Origin of the sequence: Gynuella sp., assembly GCF_050297175.1 — a bacterium.
Lineage (GTDB): Bacteria > Pseudomonadota > Gammaproteobacteria > Pseudomonadales > Natronospirillaceae > Gynuella.
Map to the genome: position 1 here is coordinate 80,116 of NZ_JBNKSF010000061.1, position 20,723 is coordinate 100,838.

The 20,723-nt window shown below is 48.1% G+C and carries 17 protein-coding genes; 13 read left to right on the forward strand and 4 right to left on the reverse strand.

All coding sequences use genetic code 11. The annotated features are described in order from the left end of the window. Positions 1 to 59 precede the first annotated feature (59 nt). Positions 60 to 2,402 carry a methyl-accepting chemotaxis protein gene (locus tag ACQY6I_RS23365; protein ID WP_428244017.1) on the reverse strand — a complete coding sequence of 781 codons (2,343 nt, stop codon included), beginning with the start codon at positions 2,400 to 2,402 and terminating at the stop codon, positions 60 to 62. A 622-nt stretch (positions 2,403 to 3,024) separates the two neighbouring features. Between ACQY6I_RS23365 and ACQY6I_RS23370 the strand changes: the two genes are divergently transcribed. From ACQY6I_RS23370 to ACQY6I_RS23385, 4 genes are all read left to right on the forward strand, one after another. Further along, positions 3,025 to 3,615, forward strand: coding sequence for a GNAT family N-acetyltransferase (locus tag ACQY6I_RS23370; protein ID WP_428244018.1), 591 nt, complete (start codon positions 3,025 to 3,027; stop codon positions 3,613 to 3,615). Between the two features lie 88 nt (positions 3,616 to 3,703). Then, positions 3,704 to 4,438, forward strand: a complete 735-nt coding sequence (locus tag ACQY6I_RS23375) for a TenA family transcriptional regulator (RefSeq protein ID WP_428244019.1) — start codon at positions 3,704 to 3,706, stop codon at positions 4,436 to 4,438. Beyond that, a complete protein-coding gene (locus tag ACQY6I_RS23380; RefSeq protein WP_428244020.1) occupies positions 4,435 to 5,673 on the forward strand; it encodes an MFS transporter in 1,239 nt (412 codons plus the stop codon). Before ACQY6I_RS23375 ends, ACQY6I_RS23380 begins: the two co-directional genes overlap by 4 nt. Before the next feature lie 371 nt (positions 5,674 to 6,044). Beyond that, a complete protein-coding gene (locus tag ACQY6I_RS23385; protein WP_428244021.1) occupies positions 6,045 to 7,232 on the forward strand; it encodes an aminotransferase class I/II-fold pyridoxal phosphate-dependent enzyme in 1,188 nt (395 codons plus the stop codon). Positions 7,233 to 7,269: 37 nt separating this feature from the next. Here the strand turns inward: ACQY6I_RS23385 and ACQY6I_RS23390 are convergent, their stop codons facing one another. Continuing rightward, positions 7,270 to 8,250, reverse strand: coding sequence for a GlxA family transcriptional regulator (locus ACQY6I_RS23390; protein WP_428244022.1), 981 nt, complete (start codon positions 8,248 to 8,250; stop codon positions 7,270 to 7,272). 270 nt (positions 8,251 to 8,520) lie between these two features. Here ACQY6I_RS23390 and aceK point away from each other — a divergent pair, with 270 nt between their 5' ends. From aceK to ACQY6I_RS23420, 6 genes are all read left to right on the forward strand, one after another. Then, positions 8,521 to 10,242: a bifunctional isocitrate dehydrogenase kinase/phosphatase gene (gene aceK, locus ACQY6I_RS23395; RefSeq protein WP_428244023.1), complete on the forward strand. Its 1,722-nt coding sequence runs from the start codon at positions 8,521 to 8,523 to the stop codon at positions 10,240 to 10,242. A 213-nt stretch (positions 10,243 to 10,455) separates the two neighbouring features. Continuing rightward, positions 10,456 to 10,800, forward strand: coding sequence for a hypothetical protein (locus tag ACQY6I_RS23400; RefSeq protein WP_428244024.1), 345 nt, complete (start codon positions 10,456 to 10,458; stop codon positions 10,798 to 10,800). Positions 10,801 to 10,908: 108 nt separating this feature from the next. Beyond that, a complete protein-coding gene (locus ACQY6I_RS23405; RefSeq protein WP_428244025.1) occupies positions 10,909 to 11,613 on the forward strand; it encodes an energy-coupling factor ABC transporter ATP-binding protein in 705 nt (234 codons plus the stop codon). Beyond that, positions 11,610 to 12,224, forward strand: coding sequence for an energy-coupling factor transporter transmembrane component T family protein (locus ACQY6I_RS23410; RefSeq protein ID WP_428244026.1), 615 nt, complete (start codon positions 11,610 to 11,612; stop codon positions 12,222 to 12,224). Before ACQY6I_RS23405 ends, ACQY6I_RS23410 begins: the two co-directional genes overlap by 4 nt. A gap of 261 nt (positions 12,225 to 12,485) precedes the next feature. Next, positions 12,486 to 13,031 carry a biotin transporter BioY gene (locus ACQY6I_RS23415; RefSeq protein WP_428244027.1) on the forward strand — a complete coding sequence of 182 codons (546 nt, stop codon included), beginning with the start codon at positions 12,486 to 12,488 and terminating at the stop codon, positions 13,029 to 13,031. A 65-nt stretch (positions 13,032 to 13,096) separates the two neighbouring features. Next, positions 13,097 to 13,312: a hypothetical protein gene (locus ACQY6I_RS23420; protein ID WP_428244028.1), complete on the forward strand. Its 216-nt coding sequence runs from the start codon at positions 13,097 to 13,099 to the stop codon at positions 13,310 to 13,312. On the opposite strand, the gene ACQY6I_RS23425 is transcribed toward ACQY6I_RS23420, so the two are convergent. Further along, complete coding sequence (locus tag ACQY6I_RS23425) at positions 13,281 to 14,036, reverse strand: helix-turn-helix domain-containing protein (protein ID WP_428244029.1); 756 nt, start codon at positions 14,034 to 14,036, stop codon at positions 13,281 to 13,283. The two genes, ACQY6I_RS23420 and ACQY6I_RS23425, sit on opposite strands and share 32 nt — an antisense overlap. Before the next feature lie 141 nt (positions 14,037 to 14,177). Here ACQY6I_RS23425 and ACQY6I_RS23430 point away from each other — a divergent pair, with 141 nt between their 5' ends. Beyond that, positions 14,178 to 15,260, forward strand: coding sequence for a hypothetical protein (locus ACQY6I_RS23430; protein WP_428244030.1), 1,083 nt, complete (start codon positions 14,178 to 14,180; stop codon positions 15,258 to 15,260). On the opposite strand, the gene ACQY6I_RS23435 is transcribed toward ACQY6I_RS23430, so the two are convergent. Continuing rightward, positions 15,188 to 16,003, reverse strand: coding sequence for an inositol monophosphatase family protein (locus ACQY6I_RS23435; protein ID WP_428244031.1), 816 nt, complete (start codon positions 16,001 to 16,003; stop codon positions 15,188 to 15,190). The two genes, ACQY6I_RS23430 and ACQY6I_RS23435, sit on opposite strands and share 73 nt — an antisense overlap. A gap of 219 nt (positions 16,004 to 16,222) precedes the next feature. On the opposite strand from ACQY6I_RS23435, the gene carA reads away from it, so the two are divergent. Both carA and carB read left to right on the forward strand, forming a co-directional pair. After that, complete coding sequence (gene carA, locus ACQY6I_RS23440) at positions 16,223 to 17,350, forward strand: glutamine-hydrolyzing carbamoyl-phosphate synthase small subunit (protein WP_428244032.1); 1,128 nt, start codon at positions 16,223 to 16,225, stop codon at positions 17,348 to 17,350. Positions 17,351 to 17,430: 80 nt separating this feature from the next. Beyond that, positions 17,431 to 20,643, forward strand: a complete 3,213-nt coding sequence (gene carB / locus ACQY6I_RS23445) for a carbamoyl-phosphate synthase large subunit (RefSeq protein ID WP_428244033.1) — start codon at positions 17,431 to 17,433, stop codon at positions 20,641 to 20,643. The last annotated feature ends 80 nt before the right edge of the window (positions 20,644 to 20,723 follow it).

The window sequence follows — 20,723 nt, forward strand, 5'->3', positions numbered from 1 at the left end:
GGCAGGTTATTGATGTACAAATTACGGTTGCAAATACTGCATTAAAATTTGGCAGTCTCTCAGGCAACTTTGAACTGACTGACCAGCGTTTCCAGTTGTCGGCTCATCTCATTCAGATCGGTCATTGCCATTGCGGCCTTCTGAGTACCTTCGACCGTTTGATCATTAAGGGACTTAATATTATTGACACTGTCGCTGATACTATCCGCCACAGCGCTTTGCTCTTCGACAGCACTGGCGATACTGGTGTTGAGATCCCGAATACCGGTCATGGCCGCCATAATCTGTTCAAATGCATGACGGGCTTTGTCTGACAAGTTCACCGTGTTGTTGACTTCTTCGCTACTGCTACTGATGGCAGTGACCGCTTCATTGGCCCGTTGCTGAATTCGGTGGATCACGCTTTGAATTTCGGCAGTGGACTGTTGTGTGCGCCCTGCCAAGGTCCGAACTTCATCGGCGACCACAGCAAAACCCCGCCCCTGTTCTCCGGCACGTGCCGCTTCAATGGCTGCGTTCAAAGCCAGCAGATTGGTCTGCTCCGCAATGGAACCAATCATTTCCAGAATCTGACCGATCGCCTGGCTGTCTTCATTCAAGGTATTGATCACCTCGGATGCCTCACCGATTCGATTCTGCATAGTGGACACAGAGGTTGCAGACTGAGACATAATCTCAAGGCTTTCCTGTCCGGTATGATAAGTGGATTGAGAACGCTGATCCGCCTCCGCCGCACTATTGGCCACTTCCTGGAACGAAGCCGCCATTTCCGTAATAGACGTACTGACCATGTCGGTTTGCAGGTTTTGTTCTTCAACATGCTGCTGGTTTTCATCACTGGTGTTTTTCAGCACCGATGTAGACTGAGCAAGCGAATGGGCAATACCGCTCAGTTGCACCACGATATCGTGAATACGCGATACAAACTGGTTGAACGCTACTGCCAAGTCTCCTATTTCATCAGTTCGTGCCTCGTCCAGCCGGGCAGTCAGGTCGCCATCTCCACCTGCAATATCCTGCAGAGCGGCCACCGTACTGTTGATCGGCTTAACCAGCATTTTGGCGAAAAATGTTCCGACCAACGCACTCCCGGCTATCAGGACCAAGGCAATAATCACCGCAATCCATAACAGCGCCGATTTCACGGCATCAATTGCACCAAACGCTTCTTTTGATTTCATTTCGCCCAACACCGCCCAGCGCTGGTCGAATACATCAATGGGCCGGTAGCCCACCAGAGTTTTCTCTCCAGTCGTTGTTGAAATGAATTCCATGGACCCGGAGCGACCAGCCAGTGCCTCAGTAACCGCCCGTATATCGAGTTTTTCCAGACCACCATTACTACCCCGAGCCTTAATCGTGGTAAGGGTGGTAGCATCAGCCCGATTATTAAGGCGCAGCATCTCCAGATACCCGTCCATATCTTCAACTGCACCTCGTCGCAAGGTACGGGTATATCCATCACCGCCCACCATGATGACTTCACCGGTCTTACCAAGACCCGCATTTTCCCATCCCTTGCCAAAGGTCACGAGGTTATTGAGCTTCTCAGGTGATAACTGAAATACGATCAGGCCGATCATTTGATCGTTCTTGTTGATTAACTGTGTCGCGACAAAAGCGGTCGGTAAATTGAGGTTAGGCAGATAAGGCTGAAAATCAGCAAAATAGAGCTCTCCCGGAACTCCTGCCAAAGCCCTTTCTACCAACTGTCCCAGTGAGGAGTTTTTGAAAACTCCGGAGTTCATAGACGTAGCGTAATCAATCTTTTTGGCCACGGAATACACCACTATGCCATTCTGCGGTTCTATCAAATAGATGTCATCAAAACCAAAACGCTCAGCATACCGGCGAAACTGATCATGATATTTACGATGTGACAGGGTATAAAAAGTGGTGTCATCGGCAAACTCGAGACTGCCTTTCTGGCCGATAGGAAAATCATTATTGGCAATGTATTGGGCTTGCTGGTACAGACTTTCTTCAGGAATCTGTCGCATCAAACCGGCCACATCCAAGTCACTACCGGGATTCTGTTGTCGATAGGCAGTTAAAAATTCCTGGTTATAAAACGATTGGAAATCTTTCTTTAGCGTATCAGCATCCAGTTTCTGAACCACTTGTGCTGGATAAGATTCAAATGCCGGAGTAAACACCTTAATGGTCTTTAAAACAGTATTGTCATTGGCAAAACTCAGAATCTGGTTACTGGTTGACTGGACAAAGTTCCGTACCATTCTGGAGGCGCTATCCTGCGATAGACTCATCTGCTGCAACCGGGCTTCAGTCAGACCAGCATCTATGCGGGAAACTGCCCCCCAACCAATTGTTGCTGCAGTAATAATAACAGCAGAGGCAGCAACCCCTGCGATCCCAAGCATCAGTTTATTGCCTATTTTCATGCGAAAACCCAGAAGAAAAACCCAATAACGTTAGTTAACTTTAGACCTCAATTACTGTTTTGCAAAACGCCTTAAGATGAAAAGATTTTCACATGAAAGCGCGATACTTTTATGCAAATCAGGCATTTAAGAACCATCTTACACGCATTTAAGGGGGTAAGAAAAAACATAATCAACCATTCTCAAAAAAAACCAATGTCTGTATACCCACCACGTTATCCAGGGTTACACTAAGGCCTCCCATAAGATTTCTGCATAACCCGTCGGGAACAACTAAAACAGCAACAAATGATACTGTTTTACACTATAGGACCAGATCGATACCTATAACTGCGGAAGGAATATCAGCTTGAAGCAACGTAAAACGTAACAAATCATTAATACCCTAAATTCGTGAGCTGTTTTTATTGTGTAATAAAATTTTGATCCGCATGCCCTCACCAACAACGCCAGCAACCGACAGATGCTCTGAAATTAACTGAAAGATTCATGCGAAACATTGAATTTTGGGTCATTTGAAATCGCTTTTTTGCCTTATATTTGTCGCTTTTTTAACTTTCATATTGGGCTCAGGCCTTAAATAATGGCCTTACATCCAAACGCAGTATCAGGTCACGCCAACATGAGATCACCATATACCTTTACTATCCTGGAAAAACCGGAACAGCTGGATCTGATATATCGCTCACTGATTCACCTGTTCGAGCTGAGTTCTGGTGATAACGCCATTCTGGGTTTTGAGAATAGTTTTACCGAGCAGGAGTTACAGGTCTATCGGCGATCACTGAATGACCAACTGGTTGCAGGCAGCATAAAAATACTCACTGCCCAAACCCCTGAACACGATGCCATTCTTTCCTGCATTCTAAAACAGAGCAACCAAACCACTACACGACACGTTGCTGACCTTCAAAAGGGTTTTATCCATCCGAACTACCGGGGCACGAGCGCATTCAGCGAAGCCATGTATCACATTGCCAATTATGCCATTCAGCACCAGATCGACCTCTTTACTCTGGATGTCAGAGAAGATTCCGCCGCCCACAGGCTCTGGTCAAAAATAGGCTTTATGACCTTTGGCATATTACCGGACTATTGTCGTTATAAAGGCAGAAGTTATCGCGGCCATTACATGCATATGCAGGTTAAAGACCTGTGGAATAAATTTAAACATGTGGGTGAAGCCGCCGGGGATCTAACTGTCCTCGCCTGAATCGGTTCTGCGTTACGAAACAGAACCAGGCAGACCTCATCATTCAAAACATTCAGTCCATTTTTATTATGAGTAAGGGGAGTAGGCTATGTTAATGGCCAAAGAAAAATTCAAACATAAGATGCGGGCAATGCTGGAAAAGCACTTGACGCTTGCTAATCCGCTGTTCAAACATTTGATGGATGCCGACAACCCTAATCCGGAACTGTTGAAGTTCACCACGCTTCAAGGTTATCAGTTAACCAAACACTTTCTGACTTATATCGAATATATTTATTTTTATTGCCCTATCGAAAAACACAAACGCATCCTGTTGCACAATATGTATGAGGAGGAAACGGGGGCATTATCACGCACCAAAAACCATGTAGAACTGCTGCACGATTTCATTCGCGCACTGGGCATTTCAGACGCCGAGCGGGATGCCGCCACTCCTTTGCCTGCCACCCAGCAGCTGATTGACTACCGCATGCACGCCTGTCAGAACCCAGAGCTGTATCATATCGCCGCAGCTGCTGTACTGATTGCCAGTGAGGGACAGAATCTGGAAACCCTGGGAGAAGAAGCCAGACACAGCATTCTTGGCCGAATATATCAACTCAAAGAAGAGGATCTGTTGTTTTTTTCTGTCCACCAGAAAGAAGATGTCGGCCATGTCAAACAAGGACTGGCACTGGTGACAGATCTCTGTATTACCGAAGAAATGCAAAAACAGGCTCTGGATGCTATCGATCGTACCTGCCAATACTTTTATGCCATGTATCAAGGTATTTACGAGCACTTAAAGCTGAATGAACTGGATCTGGTGGAGTCAGTACATTGAATCTGTCTCGATATCAACTGACTCTGGCGATTCTGGTTGGGGTTCTGGTAACGTTTCTGGCCTCAGCCATCAAAGGCAGTTATCAGGTTTATTTCGTTGATCTGACAGAACTGTATGGTCGCAGCCGTGGCACTTTTGCCCTGACCGGTGCCATCTTTGGGCTGACCATTGGATTAATGTCGCCGCTCGTTGGCTGGATATGCGACCGGTATGGTGCCATACAAACCATTCTATCGGGTGCTGTGGCAACAGTGTTGGTATATTTCCTACTCGGCTTTATTCAATCTTACTTCCTGTTCCTGATACTTTACGGCTTGATTGCAGCATATGCTTTGGCCGCCATGACTTTTGTACCACTTGGTCTACTGGTTGACAGAATATTCGAACAACAGCATAAAGGCTTGGCATTTGCCGCCATTACCAATGGCACTGCCATTGGTTTTATGGTCTTGTCCCCTTTATGGGTATGGCTTAATGGTTTTGTCAGTTGGAGCCTTGTCTGTGTTGCTATCGGCACTGTGTTTCTGGTCATCGTGATTCCTGCACTCCTGCTGCTCAACCGGACGTTGCCCAGCATCGTCGCGACACCTTCAGAGACGCAGCTGACACCGGGTTTATCATTGCATCGGCAAATCAGTGGTGCCGCTTTTATACTGCTCGCGATTTCGTTTGCAGGTTGTGGTTCTTCCATGGCCTTTATCGATGTGCATCTCGTCCCGGTCATGCAGCAGAGTCTTGATGGCAGCGAGAACAATCGCGAAACCATTGCTTCTACCTTAAGTCTGCTCGGTATGGCGGAGTTGCTGGGTGCCCTGGGGGTTGGATGGTTGTTGCGGTTTCTGAAGCCAGGGTTATTCCTTGCGTTTTTGTATGGCATCAGGGCTCTGTCACTGATGCTGATCACCAACACCCAGTCGCCACCGATATTTATCGCTTTTGGCATCGTCTTTGGTCTTAGCTATATGGGTACGGTGATTATCACATCGCTCATGTGTCTGAGTATTTTTGGAGCACAGGTCAAAGGCAAAATCTTTGGATTTTTATTTACCATCCATCAGTTTTCAGTCTTTATCACTGTTTGGGCCGGAGGTGTCATATTTGACTTGACCCAAAGTTATCAATGGGTCACTTTGTCCGTAGCTGGCATGTGCGTTGTATCTGTATTCGCGGCATTGATTCTGCAAACCCAGCAGAAAAAAGAAGCGGCTATTTATCAGCAGAGTCTTAAAAGTTGATAAGCCAATCCATGATCCAACAACACACCCGCCCGCAAACGCAGGTGACAGAACAATAATAAATGGGAGCCTCTGATCCAGACAGCTTTAGTGCTGACAGGAAACGCCACTCAAAAAACCTCAGTCAGGGTGCCCCATTGGGCATTACTTGGGTAAATAAGGTTTTGAGAGGTTGCGTGAATATGTAAACCTATCATTCTCAAAGTGCTCCTAGGAATTCGCTAGCTCTTTGAGTCTGATAACACTCGCACGATCCATTGTTCTTTTATCAGGATGATGCCACTGGTAAAAACAGTCCCTCTGTTTAGGCCGGTGGCAAATTACGTAAACAGGTAATATTCGTTAGGGTCCAAGACCTAAGGGAGTCTGTTATGAAATACGTTACTAAAGCGGTACACGCATCCAAAACCTACCTGGAAGACATGCATTCCGAAGCAATCGCGATGACATCCGCTTATGACTTTGCTTCTGCCGAAGAAGCAGCCCAACGGTTTTCAGGGGCTCAGGCCGGCAACGTCTACAGCCGATTTACCAATCCGGGAGTAGAGCTTTTTGAACATCGCCTGGCTGCACTTGAAGGCACCGAGGCCGCGCTGGGAGTCGCATCTGGCATGGGTGCTTATCTGTTGCTCGGACTAACATTTCTGCGACAGGGCGATCATGTCCTGTTGGCCAGCGGTATATTTGGCACCACAACCCATTTGTTCAAAAATATTTTTGGTCAGTTTGGTATCACAACAACAACGATTGCGGCATCTGATCTCGATGCCTGGTCTGATCACATGACGCCCACTACCCGGATGGTGATTGTCGAAACTCCCACGAATCCATTGATGGAGATTGCAAACCTCAGGCAACTTGCTGACATCGCCAGGATAAATAACGCGCTCCTTGTCGTCGACAACACCCTACTGACTCCCGTGTTTCAGCGTCCGGTTGAGTTTGGTGCAGACATCGTATTGCATTCAGCTGGAAAATTTCTGGATGGCCAGGGGCGCTGTGTCGCCGGAGCATTGGCCGGGAGCCAGGAGCACATTGACCGGCTCAGACTGTGCCTCAGAACCACGGGGGTCAACATGAGCCCGTTCAACGCATGGGTTTTGAGCAAGGGACTGGAAACCCTTAAGGCAAGAATGCTGCTACATGAGCGCAACAGCCAGGAGATTTACCAATGGCTAAAAAATCATCCAGCCGTTGAACAGGTCATTTCGACATTCGACAAAGATCATCCAAATGCCTCTCTGATTACCTCACAACAGAAAGGTCACTGTCCGATTATTTCTTTTCGACTGAATACTGACCAGACCGGCACCCTGGCTTTTATTGACCGATTGGGTTTGATAAAACGCTGCACCAACATTGGTGATGCCCAAACCATGATCACTCATCCGGCGACCACCACGCACTGTCGTTACCCTGCCGAAGAAAGGGAGCGCTTTGGTATATCAAATAATCTATTGCGCATATGTATTGGCCTTGAGGAACCTGAAGATGTGATCGAGGACCTGGCGCAGGCCATGCCTCCCAGCCATCCACAATCGACACTCAGAGTCGGTTAGTCACCGGCGTTGCCAAAAAAATAGCTGGCGATCATTGCTAGGCGATGAAGGCATCTGCCTTGTCAGTCGCCTTTTTATGTCCTGGAAGACCACCATAGCGTTTTTTCCAGGCATCCCTGAAAGACGATGGGTTTGGAAATCCGGCCAGGTGTGCAGCCTGCTCCACCCCCATCCCATTTTCCAGCAGCTGACGCGCCTCTTCCAATCTCAAACTGGCAATATAGTCGCGTACTGTAATATCTGTGTGTTCTTTGAATATGCGCTGCATGTGACGCTGGGAAACCCGGTGCAGATGACAGACATCAGCAATATTCAACGATTCACGAAAATGCTCACAAATGTAGTCCTGCACGGCGTGTACCAGCGGACTGATGTGGTTGCGATACTTGAGATGATCGGAAATCTGTTTGTCATTTGCCATCCGTCGGCGATGGACCACCAGCTCACGGGCCACATCCACAGAAGTACGGGTTGATGCCAGTTGGCTGATCAGATACAGCGTTGTATCAATCCCGGCGGTGACACCTGCACTGGTATAAATATTATCGGAACGTACGAATATCCGGTCTGTCAGTACCTGGATGTCAGGAAACTGTTGTGCCAGCTCGGTGGTCAGGCTGTGGTGAGTGGTCACTTCTTTCCCATCCACCAGCCCCGCTTTGGCCAACATAAATGCACCGGTACAAATACCGACAACCAAGGTGTCCTCGCGAATGGCCTGCCTCAACCACTCAATGCTCCTGGCAGACTCCGGATCAGAGTATATGTTTGGCTCATATTTGGAGGCACAGACGAAGATAATAGAGCGTTCCGGCAACTCGATCGGCGGTTCCAGAATGTTGGTCAGGTCGAGCCCCTGATGGCTATGTACCGTCCGCGAGAAACCGACAAAATAGATTTTAAACAATGGCGCTTGCTTGTTTGCCTCATGCAGAGCCTGACAGGGTCCGGCAATATCAAGCAAATGCATGCCATGATTGATCAGAAAAAAAATACTGTAGCGTTTTTCAATACTCACGGAGAACCTCGAGGCTTATTCTTGCTGGAAATCATGTCTCAGTGCACCCAACTACGGCTTGGCTGCACTCATACTCCAGCCGCGTGAAACAACTTCTCCTGTTTCACCATCAATCCAGAAATTTGATAAAAAAGTGATCCTCACTTCCGTACATGATAATTTACGATCATTATCTGTAAATATCAGAACCAACTGTTACTATTTTGTGCACTCGGCACAATCAGTATCAATAATAATAAGATCTTACTGCAGTTTCGGATAAATGGTCATATGAACAATGCATATCTCCTGGCGGAACTCTTAGTCAAAGAGTTCGATATCCACTATGGCAATTTTACCCGCTATAACCGGCAGGCCCGAATGCTGTTTGAAACAGCGGACTGGGCAGCAGTACAACGAGCCCATAAAGAACGTATTGCACTTTACGACCGCAGAGTCAACGAAGCGATTACGAAAATCCGTACAGAAGTCAATTCTTCCTGGCTGAGCGAACCACACTGGCATGATGTGAAAAACCATTACCAGCAAATATTGCTTACTCACCCCCAACCGGATTTGGCTGAAACGTTCTATAATTCAGTGTATTGTCGGTTATTTGAACGATTTTATTATCATAACCAAAATATATTTGTAGAGACCAATACCGCCTGGCAATACTACAGCCCTCCAGAGCAACTATATCAACGATACACTATCGAAGGTGGTCTGAAAGCCACACTGAGAAATATCCTCCAGAACCTGGAATTCACTCTGCCGTTTGAAGATATAAGCCGTGATATCAACCACCTGCTGAAAGTTTTTCGGCAATCCGCCTCCATCCCATCCACCGAGCTGCATAATTTTACGATCGATATCCTGATACCGGTATTCTACCGAAACAAAGGTGCATATGTAGTTGGCAGACTTAACTATAACGATACCCAAAGCCCGTTTATTGTTCCCATACTCAATACTGAAAAAGGCAGCATATATGCCGATACTCTGCTACTGGATAAAGATGACATGGCGGTTGTTTTTGGTTTCGCCAGATCCTATTTTTTTGTTAACACCCAGTCGCCACTGGCACTGGTTAACTTCCTGCTCAGGCTGATGCCACATAAGTCCCGTGCCGAACTATATACTGCAATTGGGTTACAAAAGGCTGGAAAAACCGAGTTTTATCGTGCTTTTTTACATCACCTTGAGCACTCTAATGACCTATTCATCACTGCTCCAGGTATCAAAGGGATGGTGATGGAAGTGTTTACCCTGCCATCATTTCCTTATGTCTTCAAAGTCATCAAGGACAAATTCGCTCCACAAAAAGATCTGACCAGAGACGTTGTCATACAGAAATATCAATTAGTCAAAGAACATGATCGAGTGGGCCGCATGTCCGACGCCTGGGAATATTCCCATGTCGCCTTTCCCAAACACAGGTTTTCATCAGAGCTTTATAATGAACTGAAGAAGACAATTCCATTAAGCCTTAGCGAGGATATAGATGGCGACCGAATTGTCATCAAACATTGCTATATAGAGAGGCGCATGACGCCCTTGAATCTCTACCTGGAAACCGCCACCGACAAGGAACAGGAAAATATCCTCAAGGACTACGGTAAAGCCATTCGGGAGTTGGCCGCCGCCAATATTTTTCCGGGTGACATGCTACTGAAAAATTTTGGCGTGACCCGGCACCAACGAGTTATTTTTTACGATTTCGACGAAATCTGTTACACCACTGAGTGTAACTTTCGCCATATCCCTCCTCCTCGTTATCCAGAAGACGAAATGGCAGCAGAGCCCTGGTATTCGGTTGCACCTCTGGATGTTTTTCCTGAAGAGTTTCCGGTCTTTTTATTTAACAATGTTGCCATGCGTCGATTATTTGTGCGGCATCATAACGATCTGATGCAACCGGAGTTCTGGCAAAAATGCCAACAAAATATTGCATATGGCGTGTATGAAAATGTATTTCCATACAATGAAGCATTAGCCAACCCCAGAACCTGAACAGGTCACCGAACATCCAAAATATTGAGCCTGCATTATTCTATGGCGCAAAAATGCTGATTGTTTCGTTTAGGTGCAAGCATTCCATTGTTCCTGTCTCTTAACCGGCGTACCAACGCTTCATACCGCCGTAAATCCAGAACCAGGATAAAATTATCATTGGTGTGTATATTGCTTTGACTGTCGCTAATATTGCAACAAACAGGGGACATCATGTTATACAGCAAACCCATGATAGAACTGGTGTACGAAATTCGCCGACGGGTGCCTTCAAACCTGAAACCAAACATCAAACTGGCCAACCCTGATTTGCTGGATGAGTTGCTAAAGCATTACCAGAAAGACGCAGATACCATCGTTAAAGCCTTGATCAAAGAACTTATGCAACTGGCTGGTTCTCCATGGACAGAACTACTGACATCTCAGGAATCGTCAAGTGAACAATATGTCACCAAAACCTATCGAGGCACACTGATGACAGAACCACGCAAAACCGGCATAGAAGAAAAGAGTCGTAGTTCCAGAAAGATGTATAGAGGACAGATAGTTTCCGGATAGATACCCGGAAGCATTTAACAGAACGACCTGCCCGGCTTATTCTCAATAGCCGCCTGTTCGACAGATTTGTTATTATCCCGCCTTTCCTAAATTTTGGATATTTCCGATTTGCAAGATCATATTTCTCTAACCGGTGTGTGTCTGGAACGGGAGGGCATTACTGTCCTCAATAATATCAACTTACATCTGACGGAAGCACGAATTGCCCTGATTGGCAGCAATGGTTCTGGAAAAAGCTCACTGGCACGACTGCTCAATGGATTGCTACAGGCCACGGCCGGCACCATTTCCGTTTGTGGAGAAGATCCGAAAAAAGGGATCGAAGCGATGCATCGACGGGTTGGATTCATTTTTCAGAATCCGGATCACCAGCTGATATTCCCCACGGTGCTGGAGGAACTCTGCTTTGGTCTGATGAATATAGGCCGAACCCGCAAACAAGCGCATGATCAAGCCATGAACCTATTGAACCAGTATGGTCATGAAGAGTGGGCTAATATGTCAGTACATGCGCTGTCAGAGGGTCAAAAACAACTTGTATGTATTTTTGCCGTTTTATTGATGGAACCAAAACTACTGATTCTTGATGAACCTTTTTCTGCCCTGGATCTGTTAGTCAAAAAACAGTTGTTGAGAATACTGGACCAACAGGCACCCCAGATGCTGATGATCAGCCATGACCTCGAAGCAATATATCATTTTGACCGGGTCATTTGGCTGGAACATGGACAGGTTCGTGAAGATGGGCCTGCGCCAGCGATTATCGATCATTACCGGCAATGGGTGGCTTCGCAACTGGAGCATCATTCGTGATCAGCTTGTATCGCCACCAACCATCCTGGCTGCACCGGATTCCAGCGGGTGCCAAAATCATTCTGCTGCTGGTAAGCAGCGTGCTGCTGTTTCCCGTCCAACAAAGCTGGATTCAAGTTGCGGTACTGGCTTTGATCGTTGCATCCTACGCCAGTCTTGGTACACGAGGCCTAAACCACATCAGCGTACTCAGACCCATGCAATGGTTATTGGCGGCAATTTTCATATTACAGTGGTGGACTACCGGGCCGGATGCTGCGACAGCGTTAATCGTTCGTATGATCAATATGATTCTGCTGGCCAATCTGGTTACTCTGACAACCCGTATGGAGGACATGATTGCTACCATAAGCCCGTGTTTTATACCTCTCAAGATTTTCGGTATACAACCGAACAGAATTGCATTTGCCATCAGTCTGTTCATCCGTTTTGTTCCGGTGCTGATGGCGACCATGAATACCCTCGGTGAAGCGTGGAAAGCCAGAGGGGGAGGTTATCAGCGCTGGAAACTGATTATCCCGATGATGTTAATTACGTTGAAGATGTCAGACACGGTGGCAGAAGCCATAGCAACCCGCGGCGGCATCTCACCAGACGCCAAAAACAACTGAAACCATATTGACTAGGTGCACTATCAATGTGACAAAACACGCTCAAGCCTGAGGCAGTCATCATCACAACCGTAGTGGTTTTGTGACTCGATCATACCACCTATGGTCGTAACAGCCTGAATAGAGGAAAAGACAACAACCGTCATACAGACAAGTGCTCATAGCGGTTGTTGATAAAAACTCAGGCGGAACACCACCGCATACCTCAGGTATAACTGTCAGAATACTTTTACCACAATAACAAACCGGTCAGGAAACCCTATGAAAGATAAAGCTCTGGTTGAAATCGCCTTATACGCTGCTCTGATTGCTGCCCTCGGCCTGATTCCCCCAATCCCATTTTTATCCGGTATCCCCATTACCGCACAGACACTGGGCATCATGCTCGCAGGCATCATGTTGGGTCCATGGCGAGCATTTGTATCAATGGCATTATTCGTTTTGCTGGTGGCAATAGGCATGCCTTTACTTGCCGGCGGACGAGGTGGACTGGGTGTCTTTTCTGGGGCAACCGTGGGATTTGTTATAGGCTTTCCGTTTTCCGCAATGGCGGTTGGCGCTTTTGCGCTGATGTTTAAAAAACTCCCTCTGGTCGTAGCCGTCACCCTTGCCTCTGTACTGGGTGGAATTGTGGTTCAGTACCTGTTTGGCATTGTTGGTTTCAGCCTGATGACTGAAAAAAGTTTGCTCATGTCTGCCGCAATCATGTGGGTGTACATCCCAGGGGATTTGGTAAAAGTAGTCTTAACAGCGGTGATCGTAAGAGCGGTTTATCATAGCAGGGCTACCGCCATCGCCACCCGCTAACGACAAAGCGGATGCAAATTGTCAGGGTTTTCTCTAGAATTGCCAGTTCCATTCAGGAGATAACTATGAAAACAAAGCAAAAGAAACGCAATATCTATGCGATTGACCCTATCATGCGAAAAGGCGGGATTCACGAAAAATCAACCAAAGCAAAACGTCAAAAAGATAGAGTGAAACTGCAGAAAGAGGCTGCCAACTGGCAGCCTCTTTTTTTTGTGCTCAAATACTTCCGGCTTGCCAATGTCAGTATCAAAACTTTTTATCAAGAGGCTTCACTCTAAAGTCCGTAAATTCTTTCAGTTCCCACGGCCTGATCGCCAGTACCACGCTGGTTCCAAAGATCTCACTCTGCGGCAACTTGGCATCCTCCTTACTCAACTCATCAAACTCTTTAGCCAATCGTTGTATCGATCGCTGTATCTGTTTATTTGAAGATCGGCTCAGCATGCCATTGACCACCAGCAACAACTCACCTTTCTTGGTATCAAATTGGGTGCTGAAAAACTCCTGCTGAACTTTCTCTGCAAAAAACTTATGCACAGGGCCTCGTTTTTGCCACTTGAAATGACGCGATAACAACAGCCGATATTTATTACCTGGCAACAAATCAAGAATACGCATACGGTCAAGCTTGGCCATTAGCTTGGTCAGCTCAGGCAGAGTCCATTTATAGGTATCCAGAATATCCTGGAACTCCCATTGCGATATCACCAACAATGTCAGCAATATTAAATAGGGATCCGAGACCAGCTCTGTTTCCATCTCAATAGACAATTCCTCCAACTCAGAGCTGCCATACTGCATCTCCTGAATCAGATCGGTGAAATCCATCTGCAATACCTGACAAATGCCATCCAGTCGCTGCAGGGTAAAATCCCGTTTGGAAAACATCCGTTTGATATTGGCCTCGCTGAGATTCAGTCGCACTGCCAGATCTGCATAGGTGATTTTCCGTTGCTTGAGATTTCGCTTAATGGTATCGATGAGAGCAATCGTCTGCGCCATGGTTTATCTGTGTCCTTCGAATTTGGTATCGAAAAACTATACCGTCAGTATAGTATTGTGCAACTTTGAAAATTTTGATTGTTGTCTGCCCAGCAAACCGTAGCATTCGTTTCAGCAACACAAAACGGCTGGAACGACCTCATGAAAATCTCCCGACTGATGGCAAAATTCATTACCTGGACCACGATCCATCAAATTACGGAAAACGTACTAAGCCGACACCAGGATTTCTCTGGAAAAGTGTTTTTGTTCTGCAAATCCGAATATGACATCGAAGAATGGTTCTTTTTGTCTCTGCTACCGAAAAATACACTTATTTACCGCCTCAACCCCAGAGACCTGAACAGCACTACAGCCATTGATGAAGCCGACCTGGAAAATCCGAACAAGATTAAAGTCATCATCCTGGACAGTACAAGCCTGGCCAGTGACTGCCAGAAGCTGGCAATCCATCTGAATCGGCTGACAGCGACCTCGACGGAATTGATTCCATTGCTGTTGTGTAACCGCTATGTGGAGATTCTGGGCGGAAACTACACCCTGGAGTCCGGTCCTTCGATGTTCATTAACAACCACAACCAACTACCGCTGACCGGTCAAATTCTGCACATATTCCTGCGTAAAAACCTGGATCGCTACCTGCCACAGGACCACGACTGGTTCCCGAGATTACTCAGCAACATGGCAGCTAATCAGGGGGCTCCTTTTTTCCAGACATTACAATTGGTCAATGGTAGCCTGTCGAGCCAGGTACTGGCTGAATGGCTGGAGCTCAAGTCCCAGCTCAGCAGCCTGCCAGTGGAAAGACTGCCCAACAAACTGCCAGGCCCAATCGACCTGCTTCTGGCCCCTGTCTGGCTGCTATTGTCTTTTTCCGCGGCTCTGGTCTGGTGGCCCGTGCAGGAATTTCTTCTGATGTTGCCCCGCCATCTCAGAGTTATCTCCATCCCAGTGGCAGCCATTACAATGATTGTAGTACTGACCTGTCTGCTACAGATGGTTCTGCCATCTACGGTTATCTTCTGGCCACTATTGGCCGTAACCGGATGCAAACACCGGGCATGGATCAAACAGAAGCTCACCAACCAGAGAGGCTGGCTGCTGAGCAAACGGGAAAAACGGCAATTTCAGGTATTGCAGGAGAAAATTCTCTACTTGGTTCCGGCCAAGAGTAAAGTCCGCAAAGGCTCGTACAGGGAACTTGAGGAGGCCAGTATTTTATGACCCGATAAGTCACCATACTCACTGGCTTCCGAAGCATATGACCCCGTCATTGCGCCAGCCTCATGGGCAATCAACCTTCCAGCAGCCATATCCCAAGGTTTGACCTGGTGTTCGTAATAAGCATCAAGACGGCCACACGCCACCCAGCATAGATCGAGCGCGGCCGATCCAAGCCGGCGAAGGTCCGCACAATGTTGCAAAATAGTACCGGCTTCCTGCATCAACTGTTGCAGGTTATTTTTGTGATAGGGAAAACCAGTTGCGACAACCGCCCGGTTAAGTTCTGTGGTTGTGCTGGCACGGATACGCTGACCATTCAAAAAAGCGCCCTGTCCACGGATGGCAGTAAATGTTTCCTGCAAAAACGGGTTGTGCACCACCCCTACCTGCACCTCACGATCCACTGCCAGAGCAATTGAAACCGCAACCTGATAATGATGATGAGCATAATTGACGGTACCATCAATCGGGTCGATGACCCACAGGGACAACCCTTCTTCTTCAGCTTTACTCAAATCATTTTCTGACTCTTCGGCCAGAATGGAAAACCCAGGAGTGGCTTTCAACAGCGCCGATGTAATATAAGCATCTGCTTTTTTATCGGCCTGAGTAACCAGTTCAATACCATCTTTATAGTCAACATCAAGAGTATGATTCTGTCGCTCATCGCGGATCAGTTCACCCGCTTTCTGAGCGGTATCTACAGCCAATTGCAGCCATGACTGCAATTCGGTTAATGACATAATAAAACTCCTTAAACCAGGGTATTTGATTCACGGGACTTTAGCTGGACAGGAATAGGTCCAATCCGTACAATCCGCGCCAATTTGGGCTATGAAAAAGTGGTCGCAGCTCCAACAGCTGCGACAGGCAAATGCTGAACCCAAGTTCCATCGGTCAGATCAGCCTGAGAAAGTCTTATCTGACAGTTTACCCAGCAACCCCCCGAAGAGGAACCAGCATTGAGCACAACAGCTTTGCTTGCGCTTGAAGACGGCAGCATATTCCGGGGAACAGCCATTGGTGCGACTGGCTGTTCTGTGGGTGAGGTGGTATTCAATACCGCAATGACGGGATACCAGGAAATCCTTACCGACCCCTCCTACGCAAAACAAATTGTCACTCTGACCTACCCCCACATCGGCAATACCGGTGTCAACTCCGAAGATGAAGAGTCTTCCCAAATCTGGGCTCAAGGGCTGATCATTCGCGATCTGCCACTGCTCGCCAGCAATTTCCGTTCGGAACAAAGTCTGGGTGATTATCTGAAGTCCCGAAATATCATAGGCCTCGCAGATATTGATACCCGCCGCCTTACCCGGATTCTGCGGGAAAAAGGCGCACAAAACGGTTGTCTTATAGCCGGCGATAACGTGTCTGAACAGGAAGCTCTGGAACAGGCCCGGGCATTCCCTGGACTCAAAGGGATGGATCTGGCCAAAGAAGTTTCAGTCACTGCGACCTACCAATGGGACAAAGGTACCTGGAAACTTGGCGAGGGCTATACCACACCTGAATCGACAAAGTTTAACGTAGTTGCCTACGACTACGGTATCAAACGCAATATCCTGCGGATGCTCGCGGACCGAGGCTGCAAACTGACTGTTGTCCCGGCACAGACCCCCGCCAGCGAAGTTCTGGCACTGAATCCGGATGGTGTCTTTCTCTCAAACGGCCCGGGTGATCCGGAACCTTGTGATTATGCCATCAGCGCCATTGCTGAGATTCTGGAAACCAATATCCCGGTGTTCGGCATTTGTCTCGGACATCAGTTACTGGCGCTGGCCAGTGGTGCCAAAACCCAGAAAATGAAATTCGGCCATCACGGCGCCAACCACCCGGTAGAAATTATTGAATCCAAGACCGTTATGATTACCAGCCAGAATCACGGTTTTGCGGTGGATGAAAGCAGCCTGCCCGACAACCTTGTCATGACTCATCGATCATTATTTGATGGCTCATTGCAGGGCCTGCACCGGACTGACAAACCCGCGTTTTCATTCCAGGGGCACCCGGAAGCCAGCCCAGGCCCCCACGATTGCGCACCATTATTTGATCACTTCATTGAATTGATGCAGGCACGACGCTGATCACATTATTGGATGTAAGCGATTGCATGGTGCACATGCATAAATCAGTAACCCGGTGAATAGTTAGAGCGTACAGATTCATGCCCAAAAGAACTGACATACAAAGCATTCTCATCTTAGGCGCCGGACCGATTGTTATCGGTCAGGCCTGCGAATTCGATTACTCCGGTGCCCAGGCCTGTAAGGCTCTGCGGGAAGAGGGTTATCGGGTCATTCTGGTAAATTCCAATCCAGCGACCATCATGACCGATCCGGCCATGGCAGACGCCACTTATATTGAACCCATCGTCTGGCAGGAAGTGGAAAAAATCATTGCCAAGGAACAACCGGACGCGCTGTTGCCAACCATGGGTGGCCAGACCGCACTAAACTGTGCTCTTGATCTGGAACGCCATGGCGTTTTGGAAAAATACGGTGTGGAAATGATCGGTGCCAACGCCGATACCATCGACAAAGCCGAAGACCGTGAACGATTCGATCTGGCCATGAAAGCCATCGGTCTGGAAACTCCGCGCTCAGGCCTCGCTCACAACATGGAAGAGGCCAGGGAAATCCAGAAAGGCTTGGGCTTCCCGGTGATTATCCGGCCATCTTTCACCATGGGTGGCTCCGGTGGCGGTATTGCCTACAACAAAGATGAGTTTGAAGAAATCTGTGCTCGGGGGCTGGATTTGTCTCCAACCAGCGAGTTGCTGATCGATGAATCGCTGATTGGCTGGAAAGAATATGAAATGGAGGTTGTCCGCGATAAAAACGACAACTGCATTATCATCTGTTCCATTGAGAACTTCGATGCCATGGGTGTGCATACCGGCGACTCAATTACCGTCGCACCAGCGCAAACATTGACCGATAAAGAATATCAATTGATGCGGAATGCCTCTCTGGCGGTTCTACGGGAAATTGGTGTCGAGACCGGTGGTTCCAATGTTCAGTTTGGCATCAATCCGAATACCGGCCGCATGGTGGTCATTGAAATGAACCCCAGAGTCAGCCGTTCTTCAGCGCTGGCATCCAAAGCAACGGGATTTCCGATCGCCAAAGTCGCTGCCAAACTGGCAATTGGTTACACGTTGAATGAACTGCAGAACGATATTACCGGAGGCGTAACACCAGCATCCTTTGAACCCAGTATCGATTATGTGGTCACTAAAATCCCGCGCTTTGCTTTTGAGAAGTTTGCCCAGGCCAATGACCGTTTGACCACACAGATGAAATCGGTCGGTGAAGTCATGGCTATCGGCCGGAACTTCCAGGAATCACTGCAAAAAGCCATACGGGGACTGGAAACCGGTTCTACCGGCTTTGAACCGATGATCGATCGGCAGGCCGAAGGCGCCAAAGATCGTATTATCCACGAATTGAAGGAACCCGGCCCTGATCGCCTCTGGTACGTGGCAGATGCACTCCGTTTTGGTTTTTCCGTTGATGAGGTTTATCGTTTTTCCGGTATCGACCCCTGGTTCCTGGTACAAATTGAAGATCTTCTGAAGGATGAAGCAGCTCTGGCCAATCAAAGCGTTACTGCTCTGACTGCCGAACAGCTGCGCAGGCTAAAACGCAAAGGGTTCTCCGATGCACGGCTGGCCGTTCTGCTCAATGCCAGTGAAGCTGAACTCCGCACCCATCGTCATGACTTGGGCCTGCACCCGGTCTATAAGCGGGTGGATACCTGTGCTGCAGAATTTGCGTCCACCACAGCCTATATGTATTCCAGCTATGATGAAGAGTGCGAAGCCAACCCGAGTGAGCGCGAAAAAATCATGATTCTGGGCGGTGGTCCCAACCGGATCGGCCAGGGCATCGAATTTGATTACTGCTGCGTGCATGCGGCATTTGCGGCCAAGGAAGAAGGGTATGAGACCATCATGGTCAACTGCAACCCGGAAACCGTATCCACCGACTACGACACGTCTGACAGACTGTATTTTGAGCCGGTCACCCTTGAGGATGTACTCGAAATTGTAGCGGTTGAAAAACCCAAAGGTGTCATTGTTCATTATGGCGGACAAACACCTCTGAAACTGGCTCGCGATCTTGAAGCTGCCGGCGTATCGATCATCGGCACCTCACCGGATGCCATTGACCGTGCGGAAGACCGTGAACGCTTCCAGTCCATGATCCATCATTTGCAGCTTATCCAACCGGAAAACGCGACTGCACGCAGTACCGAACAGGCCATCCAAAAAGCCACCGAGATCGGATATCCGCTGGTTGTCAGACCATCCTATGTGCTGGGTGGCCGAGCCATGGAAATTGTGTATAAAGAATCCGAACTGGTGCAGTACATGACCTCTGCGGTTAAAGTTTCCAATGATGCACCGGTTCTGCTGGACCGTTTTCTGAATCATGCCATTGAAGTGGATATCGACTGCATCAGTGATGGCGAAAATGTCGTGATCGGGGCGATCATGCAGCATATTGAACAAGCCGGTGTCCATTCAGGTGATTCAGCCTGTTCGCTGCCTCCTTACAGCCTGTCCAAAGAGATCCAGGATCAGATTCGGGAACAGGTAAAAGCCATGGCGCTGGAACTGGGTGTCGTGGGGCTGATGAACGTGCAGATGGCTTGGCAGGATGGCGTGTTGTATGTCATTGAGGTCAATCCCCGTGCATCTCGGACAGTTCCGTTCGTGTCCAAGGCCATTGGAACCTCTCTGGCCAGTGTGGCAGCCAAAGTGATGACCGGGCGTAAGCTGACCGAACTGGGGTTTGTTGAAGAAATCGTTCCGACCCATTTTTCGGTCAAAGAGTCGGTATTCCCATTCAATAAGTTCCCAACTGTTGACCCGATTTTGAGCCCCGAAATGAAATCCACCGGCGAAGTTATGGGTACCGGTACCACGTTTGGCGAAGCGTTTGGCAAAGCCGCACTTGGATCCGGTGCAAAACTGCCCAAACCTGGCAAAGTCATTTTCAGTGTTCGTGACAACGACAAGCCGGACGCCATTGAGACAGCCAGAAGTCTGGTGGGCCTGGGTTTTGAAATCCATGCAACCTCCGGTACCGCCAGTATCTTCAAAGAACATGGAGTGAACTGCGCGGTTGTCAACAAGGTGAAAGAAGGCCGTCCGCACCTGGTGGATATGATCAAGAATGGTGAAATCTGTTTCATCATCAATACCACGGAAGGGCGTGAATCAATCAATGATTCCTCTGAAATTCGTCGCACAGCTCTGCAAAACAAGGTGTATTACACAACAACCCTTGCAGCGGCCCAGGCGACAGTCAAAGCCTTGCAACATATTGAAGAGAGTCCGGTACGTCGTCTGCAGGACCTGCACGGAGCCTGACCACACTCAAGCTTCTGCTAAAGGGGGGTTTATATCCCCCCTCTCTATGCGGTAGCATGTGTGACCAACTTGTTACATTG